General features: G+C 66.3%; 22 protein-coding genes. 10 read left to right on the top strand and 12 right to left on the bottom strand.

The features are described from left to right. Nucleotides 1–24: 24 nt before the first annotated feature. The 5 genes from CXQ91_RS04555 to CXQ91_RS04535 form a co-directional block, all read right to left on the bottom strand. On the bottom strand, nucleotides 25–1,641 hold the full coding sequence (locus tag CXQ91_RS04555) for an MDR family MFS transporter (protein ID WP_104172726.1): 1,617 nt from the start codon (nucleotides 1,639–1,641) through the stop codon (nucleotides 25–27). Then, entirely contained in the window at nucleotides 1,638–2,309 is a 672-nt protein-coding gene (locus tag CXQ91_RS04550) for a TetR/AcrR family transcriptional regulator (RefSeq protein WP_104172725.1), read from the bottom strand. The genes CXQ91_RS04555 and CXQ91_RS04550 overlap by 4 nt, the downstream gene beginning before the upstream one ends. A 148-nt stretch (nucleotides 2,310–2,457) precedes the next feature. After that, complete coding sequence (locus tag CXQ91_RS04545) at nucleotides 2,458–3,879, bottom strand: class II fumarate hydratase (RefSeq protein ID WP_104172724.1); 1,422 nt, start codon at nucleotides 3,877–3,879, stop codon at nucleotides 2,458–2,460. Nucleotides 3,880–3,940: 61 nt separating this feature from the next. Further along, on the bottom strand, nucleotides 3,941–4,555 hold the full coding sequence (locus CXQ91_RS04540) for a carbonic anhydrase (protein ID WP_104172723.1): 615 nt from the start codon (nucleotides 4,553–4,555) through the stop codon (nucleotides 3,941–3,943). A 9-nt stretch (nucleotides 4,556–4,564) separates the two neighbouring features. Next, nucleotides 4,565–5,272 carry a DUF4245 domain-containing protein gene (locus CXQ91_RS04535; RefSeq protein WP_104172722.1) on the bottom strand — a complete coding sequence of 236 codons (708 nt, stop codon included), beginning with the start codon at nucleotides 5,270–5,272 and terminating at the stop codon, nucleotides 4,565–4,567. Between the two features lie 194 nt (nucleotides 5,273–5,466). Between CXQ91_RS04535 and glpX the strand changes: the two genes are divergently transcribed. Beyond that, entirely contained in the window at nucleotides 5,467–6,489 is a 1,023-nt protein-coding gene (glpX, locus tag CXQ91_RS04530; protein WP_028270439.1) for a class II fructose-bisphosphatase, read from the top strand. A 143-nt stretch (nucleotides 6,490–6,632) separates the two neighbouring features. Next, nucleotides 6,633–7,580: an endonuclease domain-containing protein gene (locus CXQ91_RS04525; RefSeq protein WP_104172721.1), complete on the top strand. Its 948-nt coding sequence runs from the start codon at nucleotides 6,633–6,635 to the stop codon at nucleotides 7,578–7,580. A 65-nt stretch (nucleotides 7,581–7,645) separates the two neighbouring features. Here CXQ91_RS04525 and CXQ91_RS04520 read toward each other — a convergent pair whose 3' ends face one another. The 5 genes from CXQ91_RS04520 to CXQ91_RS04500 all read right to left on the bottom strand — a co-directional run bounded on the left by CXQ91_RS04520 (nucleotide 7,646) and on the right by CXQ91_RS04500 (nucleotide 13,335). Then, nucleotides 7,646–8,593 carry a peptidoglycan bridge formation glycyltransferase FemA/FemB family protein gene (locus CXQ91_RS04520; RefSeq protein ID WP_104172720.1) on the bottom strand — a complete coding sequence of 316 codons (948 nt, stop codon included), beginning with the start codon at nucleotides 8,591–8,593 and terminating at the stop codon, nucleotides 7,646–7,648. 4 nt (nucleotides 8,594–8,597) lie between these two features. Then, on the bottom strand, nucleotides 8,598–9,848 hold the full coding sequence (gene manA / locus CXQ91_RS04515; protein ID WP_104172719.1) for a mannose-6-phosphate isomerase, class I: 1,251 nt from the start codon (nucleotides 9,846–9,848) through the stop codon (nucleotides 8,598–8,600). A gap of 97 nt (nucleotides 9,849–9,945) precedes the next feature. Then, nucleotides 9,946–11,589: an LCP family protein gene (locus CXQ91_RS04510; protein ID WP_104172718.1), complete on the bottom strand. Its 1,644-nt coding sequence runs from the start codon at nucleotides 11,587–11,589 to the stop codon at nucleotides 9,946–9,948. A gap of 10 nt (nucleotides 11,590–11,599) precedes the next feature. Further along, on the bottom strand, nucleotides 11,600–12,193 hold the full coding sequence (purE, locus tag CXQ91_RS04505) for a 5-(carboxyamino)imidazole ribonucleotide mutase (protein WP_104172717.1): 594 nt from the start codon (nucleotides 12,191–12,193) through the stop codon (nucleotides 11,600–11,602). After that, a complete protein-coding gene (locus CXQ91_RS04500) occupies nucleotides 12,190–13,335 on the bottom strand; it encodes a 5-(carboxyamino)imidazole ribonucleotide synthase (RefSeq protein ID WP_308471386.1) in 1,146 nt (381 codons plus the stop codon). Before CXQ91_RS04500 ends, purE begins: the two co-directional genes overlap by 4 nt. A 231-nt stretch (nucleotides 13,336–13,566) precedes the next feature. Here CXQ91_RS04500 and CXQ91_RS04495 point away from each other — a divergent pair, with 231 nt between their 5' ends. Then, the gene (locus tag CXQ91_RS04495) at nucleotides 13,567–14,163 is read left to right on the top strand and encodes a GtrA family protein (protein WP_104172715.1); all 597 of its coding nucleotides are present in this window, start codon (nucleotides 13,567–13,569) and stop codon (nucleotides 14,161–14,163) included. 6 nt (nucleotides 14,164–14,169) lie between these two features. Here the strand turns inward: CXQ91_RS04495 and CXQ91_RS04490 are convergent, their stop codons facing one another. Then, nucleotides 14,170–14,874: a TIGR03089 family protein gene (locus CXQ91_RS04490; RefSeq protein ID WP_104172714.1), complete on the bottom strand. Its 705-nt coding sequence runs from the start codon at nucleotides 14,872–14,874 to the stop codon at nucleotides 14,170–14,172. Nucleotides 14,875–15,292: 418 nt separating this feature from the next. On the opposite strand from CXQ91_RS04490, the gene CXQ91_RS04485 reads away from it, so the two are divergent. Genes CXQ91_RS04485 through CXQ91_RS04475 form a run of 3 tightly spaced genes read left to right on the top strand, consistent with a single transcriptional unit; the run spans nucleotide 15,293 to nucleotide 20,917 of the window. Further along, nucleotides 15,293–15,838, top strand: a complete 546-nt coding sequence (locus CXQ91_RS04485; RefSeq protein ID WP_104172713.1) for a WhiB family transcriptional regulator — start codon at nucleotides 15,293–15,295, stop codon at nucleotides 15,836–15,838. A gap of 29 nt (nucleotides 15,839–15,867) precedes the next feature. Continuing rightward, nucleotides 15,868–19,197, top strand: a complete 3,330-nt coding sequence (locus tag CXQ91_RS04480; protein WP_104172712.1) for a glycosyltransferase family 2 protein — start codon at nucleotides 15,868–15,870, stop codon at nucleotides 19,195–19,197. Next, nucleotides 19,190–20,917 (top strand): DUF5719 family protein, encoded by a 1,728-nt coding sequence (locus tag CXQ91_RS04475; protein WP_104172711.1) that lies wholly within the window; start codon nucleotides 19,190–19,192, stop codon nucleotides 20,915–20,917. Before CXQ91_RS04480 ends, CXQ91_RS04475 begins: the two co-directional genes overlap by 8 nt. A 7-nt stretch (nucleotides 20,918–20,924) precedes the next feature. Here the strand turns inward: CXQ91_RS04475 and CXQ91_RS04470 are convergent, their stop codons facing one another. After that, on the bottom strand, nucleotides 20,925–21,452 hold the full coding sequence (locus tag CXQ91_RS04470) for a metallopeptidase family protein (RefSeq protein ID WP_104172710.1): 528 nt from the start codon (nucleotides 21,450–21,452) through the stop codon (nucleotides 20,925–20,927). A 132-nt stretch (nucleotides 21,453–21,584) separates the two neighbouring features. Between CXQ91_RS04470 and CXQ91_RS04465 the strand changes: the two genes are divergently transcribed. The 4 genes from CXQ91_RS04465 (at nucleotide 21,585) to CXQ91_RS04450 (ending at nucleotide 25,372) form a co-directional block, all read left to right on the top strand. Further along, nucleotides 21,585–21,974 (top strand): DUF3499 domain-containing protein, encoded by a 390-nt coding sequence (locus tag CXQ91_RS04465; RefSeq protein WP_104172709.1) that lies wholly within the window; start codon nucleotides 21,585–21,587, stop codon nucleotides 21,972–21,974. Nucleotides 21,975–22,098: 124 nt separating this feature from the next. Then, entirely contained in the window at nucleotides 22,099–22,380 is a 282-nt protein-coding gene (locus tag CXQ91_RS04460) for a Trm112 family protein (protein ID WP_104172708.1), read from the top strand. A gap of 113 nt (nucleotides 22,381–22,493) precedes the next feature. Further along, a complete protein-coding gene (ahcY, locus tag CXQ91_RS04455) occupies nucleotides 22,494–23,981 on the top strand; it encodes an adenosylhomocysteinase (RefSeq protein WP_104172707.1) in 1,488 nt (495 codons plus the stop codon). Nucleotides 23,982–24,142: 161 nt separating this feature from the next. Beyond that, entirely contained in the window at nucleotides 24,143–25,372 is a 1,230-nt protein-coding gene (locus tag CXQ91_RS04450; protein ID WP_104172706.1) for an Ig-like domain-containing protein, read from the top strand. Nucleotides 25,373–25,441 lie beyond the last annotated feature (69 nt).

Below are 25,441 nucleotides of genomic sequence, written 5' to 3'. Positions count from 1 at the left end.
GCAGCGCCTTCCTTCGGTGGTTTCCTAGACTGCGGCGGACTGCCTCTCAGCTTCGAGGCGCTCCGCCTCTTCGCCGCCCACAGCCTCGCCGCGGGCCACCATGCCGGCCGTATCGGAGAGCGGGATCTGCTTCAGGGTCAGAGCCAGCACCAGCGCGATGCCCAGGAACGGCAGCAGGTACCAGAACACCGGTGCCAGCGAATCGGCGTAGGCGTTCACGATGGCGTCCCGGAGCTGTTCCGGCAGCTGGCTCAGGGCCTGCGGGTCCAGGGTCTGCGTGGACTGCGCGGCCTGGTCGGCGGAAGCGCCGGCCCCGGTGAAGGCGTTGGTCAGGGACTCGGCGAGCCGCGACGTGAAGATGGAGCCGAACACGGCCACGCCCAGGGACGCACCCACTTCGCGGAAATAGTTGTTGGTGCTGGTGGCCGTTCCGATCTGCTCGGCGGGCACGGAGTTCTGCACCACCAGGACGATGACCTGCATGATGGAGCCCAGACCGGCGCCGAAGACGAACAACTGGACGCAGATGACCCAGATGGGGGTGTCCGCGGTCAGGGTGGTCAGCCAGAGCATGGCGCCCATCGTGAGGGCGGCGCCCATGATGGGGAACATCTTGTATTTGCCGGTCTTGGAGATCCGGATGCCCGAGTAGATGGCCATGCCCATTAGGCCCGCCATCATGGGCAGCATGAGCAGCCCGGATTCGGCGGCGGAGGTCCCGGAGGACATCTGCAGGAACGTGGGGACGAACGCGATGGCTGCAAACATGCCCAGGCCCAGCGTGAAGCCGATGGCGGTGGAGTTCACGAAAATCCGGTTCTTGAAAAGACCCAGCGGAATGATGGGGTCCTCGGCCCGGCGTTCCACCATAACGAACGCAGCAGCGGCCACGACCATGCCGGCACCGAACGCCCAGGTCAGCGGCGAATCCCAGCCTTCGTCCTTCTTACCGCCGAAGTCGGTGAAGAAGATCAGACACGTGGTGGCCGCGGAGAGCAGCAGGACGCCGAGGACGTCGATCCGCTTCTCAGCCTTCTTGTTCGGCAGGGTCAAAGTGAACCACGCGATGGTGAACGCGGCGATGCCGATGGGGATGTTGATGTAGAAGGCCCATTCCCAGGTCAGGTGGTCAACGAAGTAGCCGCCCAGCAGTGGGCCGGCGACGGCGGAGAGGCCGAAGATTGCCCCGAGCGGGCCCATGTACTTGCCGCGGTCCTTGGCCGGGACGATGTCGGCGATGATGGCCTGCGAGAGGATCATCAGTCCGCCGCCGCCCAGGCCCTGGATGGCACGGAAGACCACGAAGCCCCAGAAGTCCGTAGCAAAGGCGCAGCCGACGGAAGCGAGGGTGAACAGGGCGATGGCGACGAGGAACAGGTTGCGGCGGCCCAGGACGTCACCGAACTTGCCGTAGATGGGCATGACGACGGTGGTAGCCAACAGGTAGGCGGTGGTGATCCAGGCCTGGTGTTCCACGCCGCCGAGCTTGCCGACGATGGTGGGCATCGCGGTGGAGACGATGGTCTGGTCCAGGCTGGAGAGCAGCATCCCGGCGATCAGGGCCGAGAAAATGATCCAGATGCGTTTCTGGGTCAGCAGCAGCGGCTCGGCTGCTGCTTTGGGGCTGACGGCGGTGCTCATTGGTGTCCTTCTGCGAAGAGTTGTCCAGGGAGGCTGAGGGGTTGTGAAAAGAGCAGGCGCGCGGCGGAGATGTTTTCCAGCAGCAGGTCCTGATAGGACCGGGCGTTGCCTTCGGAGAAATAGGCCATGCTGGTGTGCCGGGCAATGCTGCCCAGGGCCACCACCGCCATCCGGACCACCGGATGGTCCGGTGCCACGCCTTCACGGGCGGCGAGGACGCGGGCAAAGTGGGCTTCCCGTTCCTCCGTGGCGCCGATAATTTTGAGCATCAGCTGGGGCTCTTTCTTGATGACGCCGATCAACTGGCGGGTCTCCTCTTCGGAGGAACTCATCCGTTCCGACATCCTCAGTGCCAGCCCCACCAGGTCCTGGAGGAGGGTGGGGGAGATCTCGCCGGAACGGGAGCCGGCGCCGCCGCGGATGAAGTCGGTGAAGACCTCCTCGGGCAGTTCGTCGTCCACGTGGCCCAGGATGGCATCCTCTTTCGACGGGAAGTAGTTGAAGAAGGTCCGGCGCGAGATGCCGGCCTGTTCACACACTTCCTCGACGGTGTAGCCGTTGAGGCCCCGCTCGGCCGTCAGCGACCGCGCGATGGCGCTGATGGAACCGCGTGTGGCTGCCCGCTTGCGCTCCCGCAGGCTGCCCTCGCTAATTGCACTATTATTCACAAAGTAAAGTTTTGCACCAATTCTGGATTAGTGCAATTTCCTGCGCGAACGGACACTTGCGTCCCCAACCCGCCACAGCTCCCTTAAACGCAAGCGGCCGCCCGCCTTCGCTGGGAAGGTGGGCGGCCGCCGTCGTACTTCTGGGAAGCTATGCCTTGTGCGGCGGGCGGGTCATGGACATGACGTCCAGAGCGGTGTCCAGCTGCTCTTCGGTCAGTTCGCCGCGCTCCAGGAAGCCCATGGCGACGACGGTCTCACGGATGGTGAGGCCCTCAGCCACGGCCTTTTTGGCGATCTTGGCGGCGTTCTCGTAGCCGATGAACTTGTTCAGCGGGGTGACGATGGACGGCGAGGCCTCGGCGAGGAAGCGTGCGCGCTCGACGTTGGCGGTGATGCCGTCGATCATCTTGTCGGCCATGACGCGGCTGGTGTTGGCCAGCAGGCGGACGGATTCGAGCAGGTTCGCGGCCATGACGGGGATGCCGACGTTCAGTTCGAAGGCGCCGTTGGTGCCGGACCAGGCAATGGCGGTGTCGTTGCCGATGACCTGGGCGCACACCATGATGGACGCCTCGCAGATGACGGGGTTGACCTTGCCCGGCATGATCGAGGAGCCCGGCTGGAGGTCCGGGATGGCGATTTCGCCGAGACCGGTGTTGGGACCGGAGCCCATCCAGCGGAGATCGTTGTTGATCTTCATGAAGGAGATCGCGATGTTGCGCAGCTGGCTGGAGGCTTCGATGAGGCCGTCGCGGTTGGCCTGGGCCTCGAAGTGGTCGCGGGCCTCGGTCAGCGGCAAACCGGTGTCCGTCGCGAGCAGCTCGATGACGCGCTCCGGGAACCCGGCCGGGGTGTTGATGCCGGTGCCCACGGCCGTGCCGCCGAGCGGAACTTCAGCCACGCGGGGGAGCGAAGCGTTGATGCGCTCGATGCCGTAGCGGACCTGCGCGGCGTAGCCGCCGAACTCCTGGCCGAGGGTCACCGGGGTGGCGTCCATAAGGTGCGTGCGGCCGGACTTGACGACGTCCTTGAACTCCACGGCCTTGCGCTCCAGCGACTCGGCCAGGTAGCCGAGGGCCGGAATGAGGTCGTTGATCAGGGCCGAGGTGGCGGCAACGTGGACCGAGGTCGGGAACACGTCGTTGGAGGACTGTGAGGCGTTGACGTGGTCGTTCGGGTGGACCACCTTGTCGCTCCCGGCAGCCTTGAGGGCGCGGGAGGCAAGCTCGGCGAGGACCTCGTTGGTGTTCATGTTCGAGGACGTGCCGGAGCCGGTCTGGAAGACGTCGATGGGGAAATCGCCGTCGTACTTCCCGGCGGCTACCTCATCGGCGGCATCCGCGATCGCCTTGGCCAGCTCGCCGTCGAGCACTCCAAGTTCTGCGTTGGCCTGGGCGGCAGCCTTCTTGACCCGGGCGAGGGCCTCGATGTGTGCGCGTTCCAGGGTTTTGCCGGAAATGGGGAAGTTTTCAACTGCACGCTGCGTCTGTGCACGGTACAGGGCGTTCACGGGGACGCGGACTTCGCCCATCGTGTCATGTTCAATGCGGAATTCTTCAGTGGAAGTCATGGGGCTAGCTTAGGGCGATTGGCGGCCGGGGCTAAAACCGTGAAGTGCCCCGGGCCGTCACTTAGAGCTCGCCGATTCCCGAAACGAGGTCCGCCCGGCCGTCCGCAAGGCTGTACGACAATCCAATGACTGCGGCCCGGCCCGTTTCAATTGCGGCGGAAATCACACGCGAGCTGTCCACCAGCCGCTGGGAGGTCTGCTTGACGTGCTCGACCACCATCTCGTTGACTTCGGTCTCGTTGTTGCGGAGGGAGGTCAGGACGGACGGCGTGATCCGCTCGACGAGGTCGCGGATGAAGCCGACCGGCATCTGGCCGGTTTCGACGGCGGACTTCGTAGCGCTGACCGCTCCGCAGCTGTCGTGTCCCAGGACCACAATAAGCGGAACACCCAGCACGCTGATGCTGTATTCGAGCGAGCCGAGCACGGCGTCGTCAATCACCTGGCCGGCGGTGCGGACGACGAAGGCGTCGCCCAGGCCGAGGTCGAAGATGATTTCTGCCGCGAGGCGGGAATCCGAGCAGCCGAAGATGACTGCGAAAGGGTGTTGGTTCTCCACGAGCGAGGAACGCCGGGACGCGTCCTGGTTGGGGTGGGAGGATTCGCCGGCGACGAAGCGTTCATTTCCTTCGCGCAGTCGCCGCCAAGCCAGCGCGGGAGTCAGGTAAGTAGCCACGGGGCTACTTTACGGTGAAGGGGTGGCCGAGGGTGAAACCGTGGCGGCCGGGTTACTTTCCAGCGACTTCACGACGGCGTCAGCCAGGACCGCGAACTCGTCGAGTTGCGCCGTGCCGGTCAGGACAACGGTGGTGCCTTTGTGTTCGAGCACCATGCTCTTCTCGCCTTTGCCGGTATCCCGGAGTTCCCAGTCGAGGCCGCCGGCGTTGCGGCTTCCTGTGACCGGGGCGTTCTTCGTCTGCTGGAGCAGCCACGTGGGATTTGCCCGGGCGGTCTGGACGAGGCCGATGAAGGATTCCTTGGGCGTGAGGTAGCCGACCTCCCACACGGGCACCCCGCTGCCCGTTCCGGACTCCCAGCGGGCGTAATTCGGACTGAATGTGTCGCCGGTCTCGGGCGCCACGGGTGTGAATCCCGCCACACCGGCCGCGTTTTGGGCGACGGCGCTGACGTCGACGTTGGGCCGGTAGCCCTCGGACTTCGGCGAGGGGTTCATCAAGACGATGGGGAGAAATGCGGCGACGCTCACGACGAGCGCGATGATCATGCCGATGACCGAGGCGTTGGCCCTTTTCGCCGCCGCAGCGCGGATAACTGGCTTAACCACGGGTGCATCGGCAGCGCCGGCGGTGCCCGCGGGGGAGCCGGTGCCGGGCGTCTGGGTGTCGGGGGTGGACTTGTCCTGCGTTTCGCTCACTCTTCTATAGTCGCCCATGTGAACGCGGTTCTCACATTCGTGCCGTTCCTTCGGTGAGGAAACGCCGTGTTTCACGGGGTGGTCATCCCATGACCTTCGGATGCTCGCGCGACTATGATCAGTACCAGAGGAATCACCGTGACGGACCGATACCGGCCGTACGGGTTCAATGATCGCCACTCGAAGAAGAGGTTCACGTGTCACCAGCGCCTATGACCCAGCAGTATTCCACGATTTCCCCGTCGCTTGCCGTTGGCATTGACGAGCCGGACCGCAACCTTGCCCTGGAACTTGTCCGCGTCACCGAAGCCGCCGCAATTGCCGGTGGCCACTGGGTGGGCTTCGGCGATAAGAACAAGGCTGACGGCGCAGCAGTCGACGCCATGCGCTCCTTCCTCCAGACCGTCCACTTCAATGGTGTTGTGGTCATCGGTGAAGGTGAGAAGGACGAAGCTCCCATGCTTTTCAATGGCGAGCACGTAGGTGACGGCACCGGCCCCGAGTGCGATGTCGCCGTCGACCCCATTGACGGAACCCGCCTGACTGCCCTGGGCATCAACAACGCCCTCGCCGTCCTGGCCGTCGCCGAGCGCGGCTCCATGTTCGACCCCTCCGCCGTGTTCTACATGGAGAAGCTCGTCACGGGCCCGGAAGCGGCGGACATGGTCGACCTGCGACTCCCCGTCAAGCAGAACCTGCATTTAATCGCCAAGGCGAAGGGCGTTAAGGTCAACCAGCTGAACGTCATGATCCTGGACCGGGACCGCCACCGTCCCCTCGTGGAGGAAATCCGCGAAGCCGGTGCCCGGACCAAGTTCATCATGGACGGCGACGTCGCCGGCGCCATTGCTGCGGCCCGCTCCGGCACCGGCGTTGACGCGCTCATGGGCATCGGCGGAACACCGGAAGGCATTGTGGCGGCCTGCGCCATCAAGTCCCTCGGCGGCGTCATCCAGGGCCGCCTCTGGCCCACGAGCGATGACGAGAAGCAGAAGGCCATCGACGCCGGGCACGACCTCGACCGTGTACTTTCCACGAACGACCTCGTCTCCAGCGACAACTGCTACTTCGCAGCCACGGGCATCACCGACGGCGACCTCCTCCGGGGCGTGCGCTACTCCAAGGACAAGGTCCTGACCCAGTCGATCGTCATGCGCTCCAAGTCCGGCACCATCCGCTTCGTGGACGGCGAGCACCAGGCCAGCAAGTGGGAAGGCTACGCCCGCAAGAGCTAGTCCCTCCGCTTTTTCAGCGCGAACTGGCAGCAAATGCCCTCAAATCCAACTTCTGAGGGCATTAGCTGCCAGTTCGCGTTTAAGGCTGAATCCCGTCCTGTGGATAACCGTTGGCACAGTCGTATTTCGGTTGAGAATGAACCATGTCCCGGACACCGATGCCACCTCAGCTACCGCATGGATCCTTCCTCGTTACCGACGCCGATAAGCTGGGGCTCAGCCGAAAACAGCTGAGCCGCGCTGGCATCTTCACCCCGTCCCGCGGGGTCAGGCTGCCCCTGGCCAGCACCGGGAGTGCGGCCGACAACGTCCGTGCCTATACCCGCCTCGACCCGGGTTGCGTGCTTACCCACTCGGCGGCTGCCCGGCTCTGGCGCATCTGCCTGCCGGGCTGGCTGGACGCCGATTGGCGGATCCACATCGCCCGCCCGGCCGACAGCTGTAAACCGCGCCGTCGAAATGTGGTGGGCCACCAGCTGTCATTCAAAGAGGGCGAAGTTATGATGTCCGACGGCGTCCGCCTCACCTCGCCTGCGCGCACCTGGCTGGACCTCGCATCGGTGTTGGCCTTCGACGAACTGGTCGCGGCCGGCGACTCGGTCGTCGTCGAACACGGCGAAGATTTCCCTCTGCCGAGGCAGCCGCTGGCCGCAGTCCCCGACTTACAGCGGATAATCAGCCAACACCCGGGGATGCGCGGTGTGAAGAAGGCGCGGCTCGCCTTGGATCTGGTCCGCGTCGGAGCGGACTCGGCCCCCGAAACCATGTTGCGCCTCGCCTTGGTTCGGGCCGGACTTCCCGAGCCTGCCTTGAATGTGGTGCTGCGCAACGGTCTTGGTCATCCGGTGGTCTGGCCCGATGCGGCCTACCCTGAGCACCGGATCGCGCTTCAGTATGACGGTCTTCACCACGGCGATCCGGACCAGTACCGCCGCGACATCAAACGCCAGTCACTGACCGAAAGCCTGGGCTGGCGGGAGCTCCGGGTCGATAAGCACGACCTCGAAGGTGAAAGGCCCGCCGTCGTCGACAGGGTCAGGGCCCTGTTGGACCCGTTCGGCGCGAAGACTCTGCGGCGAACTGGCAGTTGATGCCCCCAAATGGTGAATTTGAGGGCATCAGCTGCCAGTTCGCGCTCGGGGAGGGCAGGGGTGGGTCAGTTACGGAGGGCGCGGAGTTTTTCGCGGGCCTTCCGGGCCAGCTGGTAGGCGCCGTAACGGAATTTCTTCACGGGCAGGTCCCAGGTGCCCGGGTAGGCGATCTCGCGCCCCCCGAATGACTTTTTGAACGCCGTGAACCCGGCCCATTTGTGGTTCGGCTGGTCCTCCGGTGCCACACCCCACAGGTCCACGTATTTCAGGCCCTTCTCCTTGGCATCCGCCATGAGTGTGACCAGGAGCGGTATGCCGGCGCTGAGCTTCCGGTGCGAGTCGTCCAGGGCCGCGTGGGCATAGGTACGCGTGTCGGCGGAATCGTAGGCCAGGGCCGCGGCGATGGGGCCGCCGTGGCGTTCGGCGATGAACAGAGTGGCCGCACCCGCAGGCATGAGGGAACGGGCCACCTGGCTTAGGTACTCATCGCTCTGCGGCTTGAACCCGCTCCTTTTGGCTGTCATGTGCAGGAAGTTCAACAGCACGCGGATGTCCTCTGGATCCTGCGACGACCGGAAAGTCACGTCCTTCTTGTGGATGTTCCGGTAGAGGTTCCGGTTCACGGGTTTCATGGCGGCGAGGACGTCCTTGAAGTCCTGCTCCAGGTCCACGATCCAGCTCAGTTCCGGCTGCTGGCTGACCGGAGCGGGCTGCAGGCCGCGGCTCCGCAGCACGGTTCCGGACGCAGCAGCGTCGAATCCGGCACTGACTGGTTCGATCCGGACAAACGCTGCCCCGCTCTTCCGGGCCGCGGCCACGAGAGCCGCCAGCGCGTCGTCGAACGCTTCCAGGGAAGCCGCTACCGGACCGTACGGGGCGTAAAGTACCTTCCCCGCCGGGTTCTTCTCCTCAACGGCCAGGAAGCTCCACCCGGGACCTGACTGTTCGTGGACCGTGCGCCCGAGCGACCGCTGGAAATCCGCCCACTGCGGGGTCTGCAGGAAGTACTCCACCGGATCAGGACCCGACGGCGGTGGTCACGGCAAAGGCAACGGCCCGCCCGGGGGCGCCGCCAACCGGGTGTACGTTGACCGGAGCCTCCGCTGCAGGAAGGAAGGCGCTGGTCCCGCGGTCCAGGTGAAGGTCGCCCTTGGGGGAGTCCAGCAGGACCGAGCCGGACACCACGATGATCACGGCTGCACCGGACTGCGCCACCGGAACGGCGGCGCCGTCGGGCTCCAGCACGATCCGCTGCAGCTGGAATTCGCGGAACGGCGGACGGTAGAGTTCCTGGCCCAGCGCGGACACCTCAGCGTCCAGCATCGGCACTCCCACCGACTCGAACTCAACAGTGGCCAGCAGCTCGGGAACGTCCACGAACTTGGGCGTGAGTCCGCCGCGGAGGACGTTGTCCGACGACGCCATCACCTCGATTCCGAGGCCGTGCAGGTATGCGTGGATATTGCCTGCCGGCAGGTAAACGGCCTCGCCGGGCGCCAGCGAGATCCGGTTCAGCAGCAGCGAGATGAGCACACCGGGGTCGCCGGGGTAGTGGCCATGCAGGCTGACCGCCGTCGACAGCTCGGTCTGGTACGGGGTCATCGGCAGCCCGGCCTTGAGGGCCGCCACGAGTTCCCGCACCGCATGCGAGACGGCGTGGCCGCCGCCGATGAGCCTGGTGAAAGCAGCCTTCAGGGCATCGTGCTCAACCGGCGCGGAGAGGTCCGCCACAACATCCAGGAACACCTGCGGAACTTCAACCGACATCTCACGCATGGACCCTGTCAGGTGTTCAAAAAGCGCCCGGGACGACGCCGCCGGGCGGAACCCGCACAGCGCCTCGAACGGCGTGAGGGCGAAGATCATCTCCGGCTTGTGGTTGTCATCCTTGTAGTTCCGCTCCGCGGCGGAACGGTCGACGCCGGCAGCCTCCTCGCGGGCAAACCCCGTCCGTGCCTGGTCCAGCGTGGGGTGCACCTGGAGGGACAGGGGGCTCTCGGCGGCCAGGACCTTGAGCAGGAACGGCAGGCGGGGGCCGAACTCGGCCACGCTGGCGCTGCCCAGGTGGTGTTCGGGATCGGAACTGATCAGTTCATCCAAAGCCAGCGGCCCGCCGTCGGCCGCGGTGGCGACGGACGGCGAGTCCGGGTGGGCGCCCACCCACAGTTCCGCTTCCGGGCCGCCGGAGGCCTGCCTGCCCAGCAGGCCGGCGATGGCGGTGGTTGATCCCCAGGCGTAGGGCCGGAGGACATTCTCAATTTCGTACACAGCCTGGTGTCCTTATCTCGTTGCAGCAGGTTGGCTGCTGCAGATTCATCGATGCGTGCTGGCGCCTGGACGGCGGAAGGAAGGTGGAGCCGTGCGCCTACAGCGGGCGGCACTGGCCGTTCGTGGCCACGAGGTCCCGGATTGCCTGCTCGTTGCCCTCACGCTTGAACTGGTTGAGCATCTCTTCGGTGATGGGCTCGCCATCAGGGGTGGTGGTCACCGGTGTGAAGTCCGACGCCGACGGCGACGGGGCCGGCTGGGTCAGGGGAACCAGCGGTGGGGCCGCCATAACCGGGCCTGCGGCCGTTCCGGGCTGCACGATGCTGTCATCCGCGCCGGTATCCCCGGCTGCCCCCGCCGGCTTTTCGGACTGGGCGGCGAGCAGCTGGTCAACCTTCTCGTGGATCTGGTCGAAGTCCGGCACGGTGGAGAACGAGGCGTCGAAGTCCGGCGGCCCGATGGTCAGCCGGCTGACTTCCTTGCCCTTGGCCTTCATGGCCAGGTCCACGAAGCTGCCGAGCTGGCTCGCGGAAATGTTGGAGTCCACCACCTTCGTGCCCGCGTTCGCGATGTCCTCAAACTTGGAGAGCAGCGTTGCCGGGTCCAGCTGCTTCAGCATGGCCTGCTGGACGCACTGCTGCCGCTGGATACGCGCGTAGTCGTCCACGAACTCCCGGGAGCGTCCGTACCAAAGGGCGTGGTAGCCGTCCAGATGCTGATCGCCGGCCGGGATCCAGCCTGTTGGCATCCCGTGGATACCGTTGGCCTCATCCACCATATCGCCGCTCAGCGGCACCCAGCCGCCGGCCTTGATCCTGATGCCGCCCATGGCATCGATGAGCTTCGCGAACCCCTCCATGTCAACGAGGACGTAGGCCTGGACGGTGATACCCAGGGACCCTGACACGGCCTCGAGCGTTGCCTGGGCGCCGGGATCTGCCACGCCGGGGTAGAGGTCCGTGTGCTCGTTGGTCACTTCGGTGTTGATGGCGTTGATCAGGCATTCGTCGCCACAGTTGTAACCGTCAGGGTAGATCTGACGCATGGGGGAGCCCTCGCTGAACTGGGCATTCTGCAGGTTGCGGGGCACTGAAATGATGGCGGTCTGTCCGGTCTTGGCATCGACGCTGAGGACGGAGAGACTGTCCGGACGGCGGCCCGTGCGGTCGTCGCCGGCGTCGCCGCCCATCATCAGGAAGTTGTAGCGGCCGTCCACCGGGTCGATCGCCGGGCCTCCGGCGAAGATGCTGTCGATGGCGTTCCGGCTTACGTTCAGCACGTAGGCCGCATAGCCCAGGGTGCCGCTGCTGAGCACCATCGCCAGGACCAGGGCGACGCCGACGATGGGCCGCATCCCGGGCGCCAGCAGGACCGGCCGGATAAGCCTGAGCGTGTTGACGAACAGCGCTGCCCAGCCCAGGGCGAGGGCAACGAGGATGACGATAATCAGGAGTGACGCCACCGTGTTGGTGAGGATCCCGATGAGGAGGGTGCGGTTTGCCAGCAGCAGCACCAGTGCCACGACCACCAGGCTCCAGACAGCGAGTGTCACCCGCAGCGCGATCCTTCCCAGTTTGCGGTCGCCGGCCACGATCTGGGCACTGCCGGGGACGAACAGGGTCAGCAGCAGCAGGACAAACGCACGCTTCGTCCTGACGGGCGCCGGAGCGTTCACGGGGTTACGGACGGGGTCCGTAAGGGCCTGCTGCGGGGCCTGGGGACGGGATTGGCTGGTGGTCATCTACTGATTCCTAACGGCTACCCCGGAGAACGACGTTGCCGTCGGAGAACACTTCGCTGACTTTGTGGCGCAGGTTCGCGCCCTTGCGGGTTGCCACGTCGTTGAGCTCCTGGGCGAATTCGATCAGCTCGCCGCGCAGGCGGACGGCGAGGTCGTCCGTCCCGGAGGCCAGCATCCGGACGGCCAGCAGGCCGGCGTTTCGTGCGCCAGCGATCGACACGGTGGCCACCGGCACGCCGGCGGGCATCTGGACGATGGACAGCAGCGAGTCCATGCCGTCGAGCGTCTTCAGCGGGACGGGAACGCCGATGACCGGCAGCGGGGTCACGGAAGCCAGCATGCCGGGCAGGTGCGCCGCGCCGCCGGCTCCGGCGATGATGACGCGCAGACCGCGCTCGTGGGCGGTCTGGCCGTAGCGGATCATTTCGGTGGGCATCCGGTGGGCCGAGACCACATCGGCTTCGAAGGGGATGCCGAATTCGGCCAGGGCCTCCGCTGCAGCTTCCATGACCGGCCAGTCCGAGTCGGACCCCATGACGAGGCCCACGATCGGCGCGGCTGAATCCGTGTCAGCGGCGTGGATTGAAGCTGTGCGTGTGCTCATGCGGTCTCCTCGGAGTCTTGCGATGTCCGGGCCGGTGCCCGGCCGTCACGGATGATGCTGGCGACGGTCGTGGCACGCTGCCGGACGGAATCAACGTCAGCGGCCGAGGCCCCCACCAGGTTGACGTGGCCGATCTTCCGGCCGGGCCGGACCGATTTGCCGTAGCAATGGATCTTCGCGGCGGGCTCGGTGGCCATGGCCTGCGGAAAGGCAGAGTACAGCTCCTGGTTCTCGCCGCCGAGGAAATTCTTCATCACTACCACCGGGCCCAGGGCGTCCGTGGCGCCGAGGGGCAGGTTCAGTACTGCGCGCAGGTGCTGCTCGAACTGGCTCGTCACCGATCCGTCCTGCGTCCAGTGGCCGGTGTTGTGCGGACGCATGGCGAGCTCGTTAATGAGGAAGCCGGAGCCAACGCCAGGGGTCTCAAAGAGTTCCACGGCCATGACGCCGGTGACGCCGAGTTCGTTGGCGATGCGGATCGCTGCGTCTTCGGCAGCTGCCGCCACTTCGAGGGGGATGTCCTGGGCAGGGGCGACCACTTCGTCGCAGACGCCGTCCACCTGGATGGTGTGGACAACGGGCCACGCGCGGGATTCACCGTCCGGAGTCCTGGCAACGAGCGCAGACAGCTCACGGCTGAACTCGACCTTGGCCTCCGCCAGCAGGGGAGTCATGGCCGCAAACCAGTCCGCGGTGTCCGCGGCTTCCGCTACGGACCCGACGATGCGGACGCCTTTGCCGTCATAACCGCCGCGGGGCGTCTTCAGCACCACCGGCCAGCCGGTGTCCTCGCCAAAGGCAACCAGGGCGTCGACGTCGGCAACCGAGGCCCACACCGGGTTCGGCAGCTCCAGCCGGTCGATTGCCGCGCGCATCACCAGTTTGTCCTGCGCGTGGACCAGGGCGTCCGGGCCGGGCTGCACATTGACGCCGGCCTCTTGCAGCGCCCGCAGGTGGTCGTTGGGGACGTGTTCATGGTCAAACGTCATGACGTCCAGCCCTCTGGAGAACTCCAGCAGGGCGTCAAGATCCTTGTAGTCACCTACCGGCGACGTCGGCACAGCGGAGACTGCGGATACGTCCTCACCTTCGGCAAGGACACGGAGTTCAAAGCCCAGGGCCGTTGCGGCGGGGGCCATCATGCGGGCGAGCTGGCCGCCGCCAACTACGCCGATTACTGGAAAAGTCACAAGAGCCAGCCTACAGAAGAGCGGGGGTGTTCCGGGCTTTCGCATCGTTTCGGCCCGGATTTTGCGTTATTTCGGCGCCCGCACCCCGCTGCCCTGCAGGGCTGTCGGGACTCCTCCCAGCTTTACCGGCTAAAATGGGTCCTTGGCCCTGTGGCCTGAAATCTCAGACGGCCATGGAGGGTCATGATTTACACACTTGCAGAACGATTGCGCGGACTCGCCTCACTCTTCTGGCGTGAGGTGGCAAAGTTCGGCGCCGTCGGCGGTGTCGCCTTCGTTATCGATAACGGCCTGACCTACTACCTGATGCACGGCCCGATGACGGACAGCGAGGCCAAAGCCAGGTTTGTGGGCGCCACGGTCGCTACGATTTTCTCCTGGATCGCCAACCGCTTCTGGACCTTCCGGCATCGCCGCCAGGACAACGTGATCCGTGAGTTCTTTATGTTCATCCTGATCAACGGCATCGGTATCGGCATCTCCACCGGGTTCACGGCCCTGGCCAAGTATTCCTTCGGCATCACGGACAAGAACATGCTGTTCCTGGCCGGTGTGGCCGGCATCCTGGTGGCCACGGTGGTGCGCTTCTTCGCTTACCGCTTCCTCGTCTTCAACAAGGAACTCGACGAAGAGCCGGCATTCTCGCACGACCACGAGATCATCGAGCTGCACCACCACCAGAACAAGGACGCAGTCCACGTTCCCGGCAGCGAGCCGGAAGCAAGGCTCAAGGACCCGGACCTCCGCAGCCCGGACCGCAGCCCGGACCGGATGAACTAGCGGGGCCTATGCTCCCTTTACGCGTTCGTCGCTGAGGAGCTTGTCGGTCACCTTGACGTCAGGGTGGACAAGCACAACGGAACCGTCGTTGTGCCAGGCGCCCAGCGCCTGGACCAGGGCAGCCTCGAGGCCGTCCGCGGCGCGGACCAGCAGCCGCACTCCCGCGTCGTGGGCCGCCGCGAAGCCAGTGAGCAGGTCCGAGTGCACATGGGCCGTGCCGGCTGCTGACATGACCGCCCGCCCGGAAGCTTCCGGATCGACATGGGCCATAAAAACGTCACCGTGCGAGCGAACCTCGGCGCCGAAGTCAACGACGCCGGGCGGCAGCTCTCCGGGCCAGCGCATTGCCAGCGCCGGAAGCGGCACTGCGATAACGGCGTCGAACCCCGACTCCTGGTGAGGGGATTCCGGTGAGTGGGTGGCGAGCAGTTCGGCGTCGCCGGAGTCCAGCACAACCTCCATCCCAAGCTGCCAGGCGGCAAGGGCCAGGATCATTGACTTCCAGTGCGCCGGAAGGTCCAGCCGCAGCCGCATCCCGGGTTCGGCGTCGAGTTCGTCCTGCAGCAGGTTGCTGGTCTTGGCGACCCAGTTGTCCAGGACGCGGCCGGACAGCTCCACCCTCTCGGTGTCAGGTCCGTACCAGGTCAGTCGCGGGGACGTGGAGTGGCCGGAACGCAGTGCAGTCATCAAGTCGATCGCGGGGATGCTCATGCCAACATCTTGCCACGGTGCCCGTGGGCGCGGGAGGTGCGTCCGAGGGCAGGGCAGGAAGCCCGGGGACCGGGGCGCAGCGTCCGGCCCCATGTGATCTCCGACACGTGCTGATAACTAACTTTGTTAGCCTAAATGAAGCGCGGAGGGCGGAAGCCCCGGGATTCCCGGGAAATTCCCAGAAAACTAGTCAGTAGGCTGTCAAAATCGCGGTGATTGCGGCGAGTCGGCCAAAAAACCCCGGGCGTGGCGTGGCGGCGGATTGTGTCCCGGGTTGATTATTATCCCGCTGCCGCTTGACTACCAACGACTTACACACGTGTAATTAGTTATCGAAAGCCATTGCGCAAATACAGGCCACACAACCGAGTGTCCAGGTATTCACAGCAGAGGCAGCAACATCAGGAGGGACGCCATAATGGGGCAAGTTGAGCGTATCCATGAAGATGCCGTCGTCGCCGGTCAGGCGTCGGCAAAGTACCGTTCGCGGGGCGTGCCAAGCGATTGGTATGTAGATCCGGCCGATCCGGATGCTGCCGAGCGGTACAACCAAAGCACCAACGATTCACTGCAGGACCAGGCCACGGCCTTCCTGGCAGCGCATGAGGCGCTGCTGGCTGGCAACCCGGACCAGGACAATGATCTGCATGATCCTCCGATGGAACTGCAGACCCTTCATTCGGAAACCACCGCGCAGCCGGTCTGGATCGGCCTTCCCTTCCAACAGGACTTCGACGACGAAGGCGAACTTGGATGGCAGACGGACGCACTGTGCGCCCAGACTGATCCGGAGGCTTTTTTCCCCGAAAAGGGGGGCTCCACCCGTGACGCCAAGAAGGTCTGCGGCGCCTGCAACGTTCGCTCACAGTGCCTGGAATACGCGCTGTCGAATGACGAACGCTTTGGCATTTGGGGAGGCCTCTCCGAGCGCGAGCGCCGTCGGCTGAGGAAGCGGGCAGTCTAATTCTTCAAGTAGTACATGTCACCGCCGTTGTGGTCGCCCACAACGGCGGTGACTATCTCCCCATGACCCTGGCGGCTTTGTCGGAGCAGACCCGTCCGGTGGACGCTTTTATTGGCGTCGATACCGGCTCGCGGGACAATTCCGTGGCTCTACTTGACGACGCGTTCGGCGAAGCCAATGTCACCACCTTCCAGCAGGGGAGGAGCGGGATGGGGGACGCGGTCAAGGCCGGCCTGGCCGCCCTGGACCCCTGGGATCCTGACCGGCCCGGGGCCGACACGGAGTGGGTCTGGCTGCTGCACGACGATGCAGCACCCGCCCCGGAGGCCCTCGCCGAACTGCTCTATGCCGTGGAGCGGGCACCGTCAGTGACAGTGGCAGGCTGCAAGCAACTGGACTGGAACGCCAGGCGCCGCCTGATCGACGTCGGGCTTTCCACCAGCCGTTGGGCTGAGCGGCTGACCCTTATCGAGGCGGACGAACTTGACCAGGGGCAGTACGACGGCCGCAGCGATACCTTTGCGGTCAACTCCGCCGGCATGCTGGTGCGCCGGGACGTCTGGGAAGAACTGGGCGGCTTTGACCCCGGACTGCCCGGCACCGGGGACGACGTCGACTTCTGCTGGCGCAACCGGCTGGCCGGACACCGCGTGGTGGTGGTGCCGACCGCACGGATGTTCCACGTTTCGCACCGGCCGCATGCGCTGGGGAGCGCCAGCGCCGCCCGCAAAGCCCAGGTTCACCTGCGCCTCAAGCACGCCGTGTGGTGGAAGGTGCCGCTGCACGCGGCGGGAGCGCTGCTCGGGAGCCTCTTCAAGCTCGTCCTGAGCATTGCCGTCAAGGACCCCGGCCACGGATTCTCCCAGCTCGTGGCGACGTTCGTGGCACTGGGCCGGCCCGGTGCCGTGATCCGCGGACGCCGGGAGGCTGCACGGACCCGCAAGATCCGCCGCTCTGTCATCAAAGGACTCCAGACCCCGCGGCGTGAGGTCTGGGCGCACCGTCGTTCCCTCATAGAAGCCCTGGGCGCCGACGACTCGGCCGAGGACGCCGCCAGGACCGATCCGCTGGCCGAACAGCCGAGCGGTGACTCCACGGACGATTTCGCCGCACTGACCACCTCCGACCGCGGCTGGGTGGGCAGCGGTGCCCTGCTCACCGTGTTCCTGACGGCGGCGGCCTCGCTGATTGGGCTCTCCGGATTCTTCCGCGCCGAAGCCGTCTCCGGCGGAGCGCTGATTCCGCTCTCCTCAAAGGTCTCGGACATCTGGCACCACGCCACCGGCTGGTGGATCGGGCTGGGCGCCGGACTGCCCGGCCACGGCGACCCTTTCGCTTTCCTCCTGTGGATCCTCGGCCTTGCCGGCGGAGGCGACGCGAACAGCGCCCTGGCCTGGCTTCTGCTGCTCGCCATGCCGCTCTCCGGCCTCGCTGCGTGGTTCGCCGCCGGCGGCGTGACCACGCGCCGGCGGTTCCGCCTCGTGGCAGCCCTCGTGTGGGGCGGCGCGCCCGCCCTGCAGATCGCACTGAACCAGGGGCGACTGGGAGCACTCGTTGCACACATCATGATGCCGCTGCTGGTACTGGCGCTGCTGCGTGCCACCGGTACCGCCCGCGGTCAGGGACGCTTTGCCGTTCCCGAAGCAGGGGACCGGCGGTTCACGGAAAAGCCTCCCACCAAGCCGGGTGTCAACGGGACACCGTCCTGGACGGCCGCTGCGGCGGCGGGCCTGGCCCTTGCCGTTGTGGCAGCAGCGGCACCGTCGCTGCTGCTTCCGTCCGCCCTCGTGGTTGTCCTGGCCGGAATCTTCCTGGGCAGGCGCGGCCGCACCGTATGGTGGGCGCTGTTTCCCAGCGCCGCACTTTTTGTTCCGTTCGGTGTTTCCGTGCTTGACCGTCCCCGGGCGCTGCTGGCAGACCCCGGCGTGCCGCTCGGTTTTGATGGCGCGCCGTTGTGGCAGCAGATTCTGGGACAGCCGCTCCATTTCGATACCGACGGCGGCCTGGCCGGCCTTCCGATGTTCGACGGGTCCGCCGTCCCGTGGGCCCTGCTCCTGGCCCTGCTGGTCGGGGCCCCGGTCCTGGCCCTCGCGACGGCGGCGCTCTTTGTCCCGGGCAAGCGCACCCGCGTTGCCCGCGCCTTGTGGGTAGCAGGACTGATCATCCTCGCCGGATCCTGGCTCGCCGGCCACGTCGCCACCGGCGCCAGCGCCGACATGCTCGTCACGCCTTTCACGGGACCTGCCGTGTCCGCGGCCGGATTCGCGCTGTTGGGCGCCGCCCTGATCGGGGCCGACGGGCTGCTCTGCTTCGCTGAGCAGCCGGCCGCCGCCCCGACCGCCCGAAGGATCGCCCTTAAGTCAGTCTCCGTCCTGGCCATGGTGCTGCTCCTCGCCGGACCCGTGGCCGGCCTGACTGCCTGGGCCGCGCAGAACATTTTGCAGTCAGCATCCGGGGCTGCGCCTGCAGCGGCGGGAACCTCACCGTTGGGAACCCCCCGGCAGATCGTTCCCACGGCCGCCCGCACTCTTCCCGCCACGGCCATCGACCGCGGCCAGGGGCCGGAGCAGGCAAGGACGCTGGTTATCGACACGGTGGAGGACGGCACCTTTAATGCCTCCATCGTGAGGGGCGCCGGCACCACCCTGGACGGCCTGTCCACCATCGCGGCCGCCCGCAACATCATGGGCGACCCCGGCGCGGAAACCGTCAGGGATGACGACGCCGTCACGGCAGCCCTGCGCAGTGTCGTGGCCACAGTGGTCGCCGGCCAGGGCGTTGACCCGCGTCCGGAACTGGAACGCCTCGGAGCCGGATTCGTTGTCCTCCGGGCCTCGGACACCGCTGCGCAGCTGACCGCGAGCCGGATGGACGCCGTGCCCGGACTGGTGGCTGTTGGGCAGACCAACGTCGGCTGGCTCTGGCGGATCAGCCCGCTGAACCAGCCGGTCATCGACGCCGCGGACGTTGCCCACCGGGTACGCATCGTTGACGGCTCCGGCGCCGCGATCGGGCTCGTCCCGTCCGGCCTGGAAACCGTTGACGCCGCTGTCCCGGAAGGACCGGAAGGCCGGCTCGTGGTCCTCGCCGAACGCGCAGATCCGGGATGGTCCGCGTGGATGGATGGCCGCCGCCTGACGTCCACCACGTCCGGCTGGTCCCAGGCATTCACGCTCCCCGCCCAGGCCGGCCAGCTCACCATCCGCTACGAAAACCAGTGGGCGGTGTGGACCGCCGTCATCCAGGCCGTGGTCATCGGCCTGACGGTACTGCTGGCCGTCCCCATGCCTGCCCGCCGGCCGAACACCGGCCTCTCCCGGGACGAAGGCTCCCTGCGTAAGGAACATCAGCATGCATAAGGACGAGAACGACGGCGTACCGGAAGCAAGCCGGGACGGCGTGACCGCCGCGGCGGGTGCCGACGTCCCGGCGGACGGCTCTCACGCAGCGGACAACGAAGCGGTGCCCGCTCCGGCGGCCGCCCGCCTGAAGCGGCTCACGGGACGCGGAAATTCCGTCCGCGGAACGGTTGCAGGACTCGCCTCCGCAGTGGTGATCGTGGCCGCCGCGGGAAGCCTGGTGGCGGCGGCGTCGATGGCACCGCAAAGCGCCGGCAGCCGCAAGCTCGAAGCTCCGCTGGCGGCGGTCCCCGCGGGAAGCAATGTGGGGATCTGCCCCGGCCCGGCCCGGCTTTTGGAAGGCACTCCCGTGGGCACGGACCCGCAGTTCAGCCCGGAGTCGGCCACAGCCAGGAGTTTGGTCGACGCCGCCGTGCTGAGCACCAATACCGGTGTGCTGCCCGGTAGCAGGCTGGCCGAGCTGAACGGCACCGCCCTTACCGAAATCGCCAAGGACCCCGGCACGCCCACCGCCGCGGCCGGGCCTGCCCCGCTGCTGGCAGGCGTCGTGTCCCAACGGGCAGTGGACTCCGTCAGTGTCCTGAGCGCGGACGCCGTGGGTAACCAGCAGGCCACGGCCGGAGCCGTCATGAGCTACACCGCCACCGACGGCGACCTCCAGGGCTCGGCCGCCGCAGGCTGCCAGCAGCCGGCCAACGATCTGTGGCTGGTCGGGGCGAACACTGTGCTGGGCCGGACCGCGGTACTGAACCTCAGCAACGCCTCCAGCACCCCGGCCACCGTCAGCCTGGACCTGTACGGCGCCCAGGGCCAGATCCAGGCGCCCGGCAGCAGGGGGCTCCTGGTCGCACCGGGGACTACCCGTTCAATCGTGCTGGCCGGGCTGGTTCCGGACCAGGAGAAGCTGAGTATCCACGCACGCAGCGCCGGAGGGCCGGTCACCGCCGTCGTCCAGCAAAGCACCCTTCGTGGACTCACTCCGGGCGGCGTGGACTTCATTGTGCCCGGGGCGGCCCCGGCATCCCGGCAGGTGATATCCGGGGTGGACATCCAGGATCCGGCTTCCGCCAGGGCCCTCGCTGCCAAACAGGGTTTTGCCGACGCCGCAGCGGCCCTGCAGATTGCTGTTCCCGGTCCGGCCGATGCCGTGGTCGAAATCAAGCTCTATGGACGCGACGGCCAAAAGGCACTGCCGGGCGGCGGCGTGGTCACGGCCAAGGGCGGGTCCGTGACCGAGGTCTCCCTCGCCGGTGTCCCGGCCGGCCAGTACACCGTGGCAGCCAGCGCCGATGTTTCGTTTGCCGCTGCTGCCCGGGTCACCCGCGGGCTGAAGTCGGACAGCGCCACGGACTTCGCGTGGTCGCCGTCGTCAGCCAGGCTCGGCAGCCAGCATGTGGTCGCCGTGCCGCGCAGCGGAGAGCGGTACCTGGTCCTGGGGGCTCCCGATGACCGGGCCAAGATCACCTATACGCCGATCACGGCCGACGGCAAGCTCCGTACAGCCGCCACCGCTGACCTTGCCGGCGGTACAACGGCGCTCGTTAAGGTGCCGGACGAAGTGGGCGGGGCGCCAGTGCTCGGATACGTTGTGTCAGCATCCGGGGATGCCGCTTACGGCGCGGTGCTGCTGGAGCAGGAAGGGCGCGCAGACGTCGCCACGGTGGCAGTGGCCCCCGGCGCAGCTGGCCAGGAGCAGGTCGCGGTAAAACTGGGCTACTAGCGGAAGGTCAGTAGCGGCGTCGGTACACGGGGTCCAGTGTCTCCGGCGCGACCCCCAGCATTTCGGCGGTGCGTTCCACCACGACGTCGTGCACCAGGTCCTGGAGCTCCTCCCGGCCGGAGCAGGCGTTCTCGATGACCCGGCGGTAGAGCGTGATCACCGGACCTTCATCGGCGGTGGCGGGTTCATACAGGCCCATGGGTGCGGGGGACCGGTCCGCAACCAGCTGTTCGAGGCCCTGCGGGATCTCGTCAACGGCAAACCTGACACCGTCCAGCGGCTTGCCCCAGATGTCATGCAGACGCTGGGCGGAGTCCATGACCATCTCGTCGAAGCGGTCCGAGCGGGTGCGGTATCCGGGCAGGGTGGGCAGCATCAGTTCGCCGCGCAGGCCACGGCCATGGCGGTTCCTGCGGCGCTCTCGAAAGCTCTTCCCGCGGACCGCTTCCGCGGGCGTGGCGCTGTCCGCCGGCTGGCCGGCTCCCGGGTCAGCCAACCGGACCGTAAAACCCGGAACGTGGTGCGATTGCTGCATACATTGACTCTAAACCCGCCGCCTGAAATACGCGACATAACCCGAAACGCCACACGGGCCATCGGGACTGCCTGCGGCGCCACGGACCGTAATGCACGGCGGGGCCTTAAACGGGGAGTAGTCTGTGATGTCGTGGGTGCTATTCGTCAATGTTCAAGATCGGCCTGCCGCAAGTCAGCGGTGGCAACTTTGACGTACGTATATGCGGACTCCACGGCTGTTCTGGGTCCGCTGGCCACGTACGCGGAACCGCATTGTTACGATTTGTGCGAACAGCACGCCGGGTCGCTGACGGTGCCGAGGGGCTGGGAAGTCCTGCGCCTGGCCATGCCGGCAACGCCGCCGCAGCCGGGCCCCGATGACCTTTTGGCCCTCGCCAACGCCGTCCGGGAGGCGGCGCTGCGGCCGTCCGCTGCGGACACGGTTCCAGGCCAGCGGTCCGCCCACGCCGCGCTCGAGGCCCCTCCCGTGGGGGAAGGCACCCGGCGCGGACACCTGCGCATCCTCCGCGAACCGTCCTAAGCCGCGTCCGTCCTAAAGCGCGTCCGTCCTAAAGCGCGGCACCGCCGGGAAGCTTGTACGCTGGAAGCTGCAAATCCATCGGCCACCGGTGCGCCTGCTGCGGCGCCCATCAGGAGCATCCACTATGCCAAAGATCAGTCCTGACCTGTTGTCTGTCCTGCGTTGCCCCGTTACCGGCTCCACGCTGGTCCAGGAAGGCGATGAACTCGTCTCGACCGCCGCCGGTGAGTCCGGGGAAAAGCTGCGCTATGCCATCGAGGACGGCATCCCGCTGCTCCTGCCGCCGGAACTGCTTTCCGCCGCCACCGCCGCATCTTCGGACCAGCACGACGGCGGGCGCGCTTCCGCCGCGTCCGGTTCCGCATCCTCCAGTTCCGCCGCGGCGGGCCCCGCCAGCGCCGAATAACTGACCGGCCGGCCCATCGCGCGCCCGCCCGGCACCGAACTTCCCATAGTTCGCCGAAGGGCCGCGTCATCCCTCCGTTCCAGAATCTCCCCGGATACAACACAAGGACTCACATGACTTTCGACTACAAGGTTGCCGACATCTCCCTGGCCGAGGCCGGCCGCCACCAGATCCGCCTTGCGGAACACGAGATGCCCGGCCTCATGTCCCTGCGCGAAGAGTTCGGTGCCAGCCAGCCGCTCAAGGGCGCCCGGATTGCCGGATCCCTCCACATGACGGTCCAGACCGCCGTGCTGATCGAAACCCTCACCGCGTTGGGCGCCGAGGTCCGCTGGGCTTCCTGCAACATCTTCTCCACCCAGGACGAAGCCGCAGCCGCCGTTGTGGTGGGCAAGGGCACGGTTGAGGACCCGCAGGGTGTTCCCGTGTTCGCTTGGAAGGGCGAGACCCTCGAGGAATACTGGTGGACCGCCGAACAGATCCTCACCTGGCCCGGCGCGGACAGCAACCCGGACCTTGGCCCGAACATGATCCTCGACGATGGCGGCGACGCCACCATGCTGGTGCACAAGGGCGTCGAGTTCGAAGCCCTCGGATCCGTGCCGGCCGCAGCGGCGGACGAGTCCGACGAGGGCCGCGTCTTCCTTGACGTGCTGACGGCCTCCCTCGCCCAGGACCCGCAGAAGTGGACCCGCATCGGCTCCCGCCTGCTCGGTGTCACGGAAGAGACCACCACCGGCGTGCACCGCCTCTACCAGTTGGCTGAGCAGGGCAAGCTGCTCTTCCCGGCGATCAACGTCAACGATTCGGTGACCAAGAGCAAGTTCGACAACAAGTACGGCATCCGCCACTCGCTGCCGGACGGCATCAACCGCGCCACGGACGTCCTGATGGGCGGCAAGGTCGCCGTCGTCTGCGGTTATGGCGATGTGGGCAAGGGCGCGGCGGAAGCCTTCCGCGGGCAGGGCTCCCGCGTGATTGTCACGGAAATCGATCCGATCTGCGCGCTGCAGGCGGCCATGGACGGCTACCAGGTAGCGACGCTGGAGAGCGTCCTCAGCGAGGGCCACATCTTCATCACCACCACCGGGAACAAAGACGTCATCATGGCCGAGCACATGGCCGGCATGCGCGACAAGGCAATCGTGGGCAACATCGGCCACTTCGACAACGAAATCGACATGGCCGGGCTGGCACGGATTCCGGGCATCAAGAAGGTGGAAATCAAACCGCAGGTGCACGAATGGGTTTTTGATGCAGACCCCGACACGGGAAAGGGCAGTCGCTCCATCATCGTCCTCTCGGAAGGCCGCCTCCTGAACCTGGGCAACGCCACCGGCCACCCGTCCTTCGTGATGAGCAACTCCTTCGCGAACCAGACGATTGCGCAGATTGAACTGTTCACCAAGCGGGACCAGCCCGAGGGTGAGCGGGAGTACGAGAAGCAGGTCTACGTACTACCGAAGATCCTTGACGAGAAGGTTGCCAGGCTGCACCTGGACGCGCTGGGCGTCGAGCTGACGGAACTGTCCAAGGAGCAGGCCTCGTACCTGGACCTGGACGTCGCCGGTCCGTACAAGCCGGACCACTACCGCTACTAAGCCTGCGGCGGCTGGCACGCCGGCGCGAATCACCATGCATGATGGGCCCCGGATCGAGATCCGGGGCCCTTCTTCGTGACCCTTGTGTTGCCGGTTTCCCCGTGAACTCCAAGGTGGGTGGCCTAGGCTGGGACCATGACGACTGCAATGGTCCCCGGGCCGTGACGGCACGGGAACACCGGACCACCACCAGGACGGTGCTCCTGTTGGGAGCACTCTGCCTGCTGGCCGCAGGCGGGGGAGTTTTCGCGGCCGTCGCCCCGGATTCCGGCCGCGCCGCCTTTGAATCCGAGGCCGGCTCCGCTGAACGTTCGACGCCGGGACTGGCGGCACCGGTGGTGGCGCCGGTGCAGCTTGCGGCCTCCCCGGCAGACGGTGCACAGCAGGTGAATCCGGCAGCGCCGGTGTCGCTCCGCGTCACCAACGGAAGCATTGATCGCGTGGCCCTGACGGACAGCGACGGGGAAGCCGTCGAGGGGAGCCTCAGCCCGGATGGAACCGGCTGGTCAGCCGCCGGCCCCCTGCAGTTCAATAGCAGCTACACCTACAACTTCGTGGTGACCGACGCTGCAGGCCGCAAGACCAATGACACACGCACGTTCACCACTGTGACCACGGCCAACGAAGCGGATGCCGCCGTTTACCCGCTGGACGGCATGAAGGTTGGCGTAGCGCAGCCACTGCAGATCACGTTCAGCGAACCCGTGCTGAACAAGGATGCAGTGGAGAAGGCCATCAAGATCTCCTCGACGTCCGGCCAGGCGGGCGCATTCCACTGGTTCAGCGACAGCATGGTGCGGTACCGGGCCGAGAACTTCTGGGCCGCCAACAGCACGGTGACCATGGACATGCAGCTGTTCGGCATCGATTTCGGCAACGGGCAGATCGGAAACTTTAACAAGTTGGTCACGGTCCACGTCGGCGACAAGAAAGTCGCCGTCGCCGACGCGACGGCGCACACCTTTTCGGTGAGCGTTAATGACAAACCGGCGGGCTCATGGCCCGCCACCATGGGTGACACCCGGTTCCCGTCGGCCCGGGGCTTCCTTGTGTTCATGGAGAAGTACCGCGTGGAGCACATGTCTGCCTCCAGCATTGGGCTGAAGCCGGACGACCCGGCCTACTACGGCGAGCTTGACGTTAACTACGCCACGCGCCTCACGCCCAGCGGAGAGTTCATCCACCAGGCCACGGACTCCGCGCTGCCCTACATCGGTGTGGCCAACCTGTCGCACGGTTGCATCGGGCTCGGCCCGGACGGCGCCAAATGGGTCTTCGACAACATGACCACCGGGGACGTCGTCCAGGTGGTCAACACCGAGGGCGAGAACGCCAACTTCGACGACGGATTCGGCGACTGGAACATCCCCTGGCCCCAGTACGCCAATTGACCCGCCCGCCGTGCGGTAAAATCGTCTGGTCAGTGCTGGGAGCTTAAGGGCGCTCCACTGAATGAGACC

The sequence above is a fragment of the Arthrobacter sp. Y81 genome, assembly GCF_002929335.1.
In the GTDB taxonomy this organism is placed as follows: Bacteria; Actinomycetota; Actinomycetes; order Actinomycetales; family Micrococcaceae; genus Arthrobacter.
This window is presented reverse-complemented; position numbering and strand designations above follow the sequence as displayed.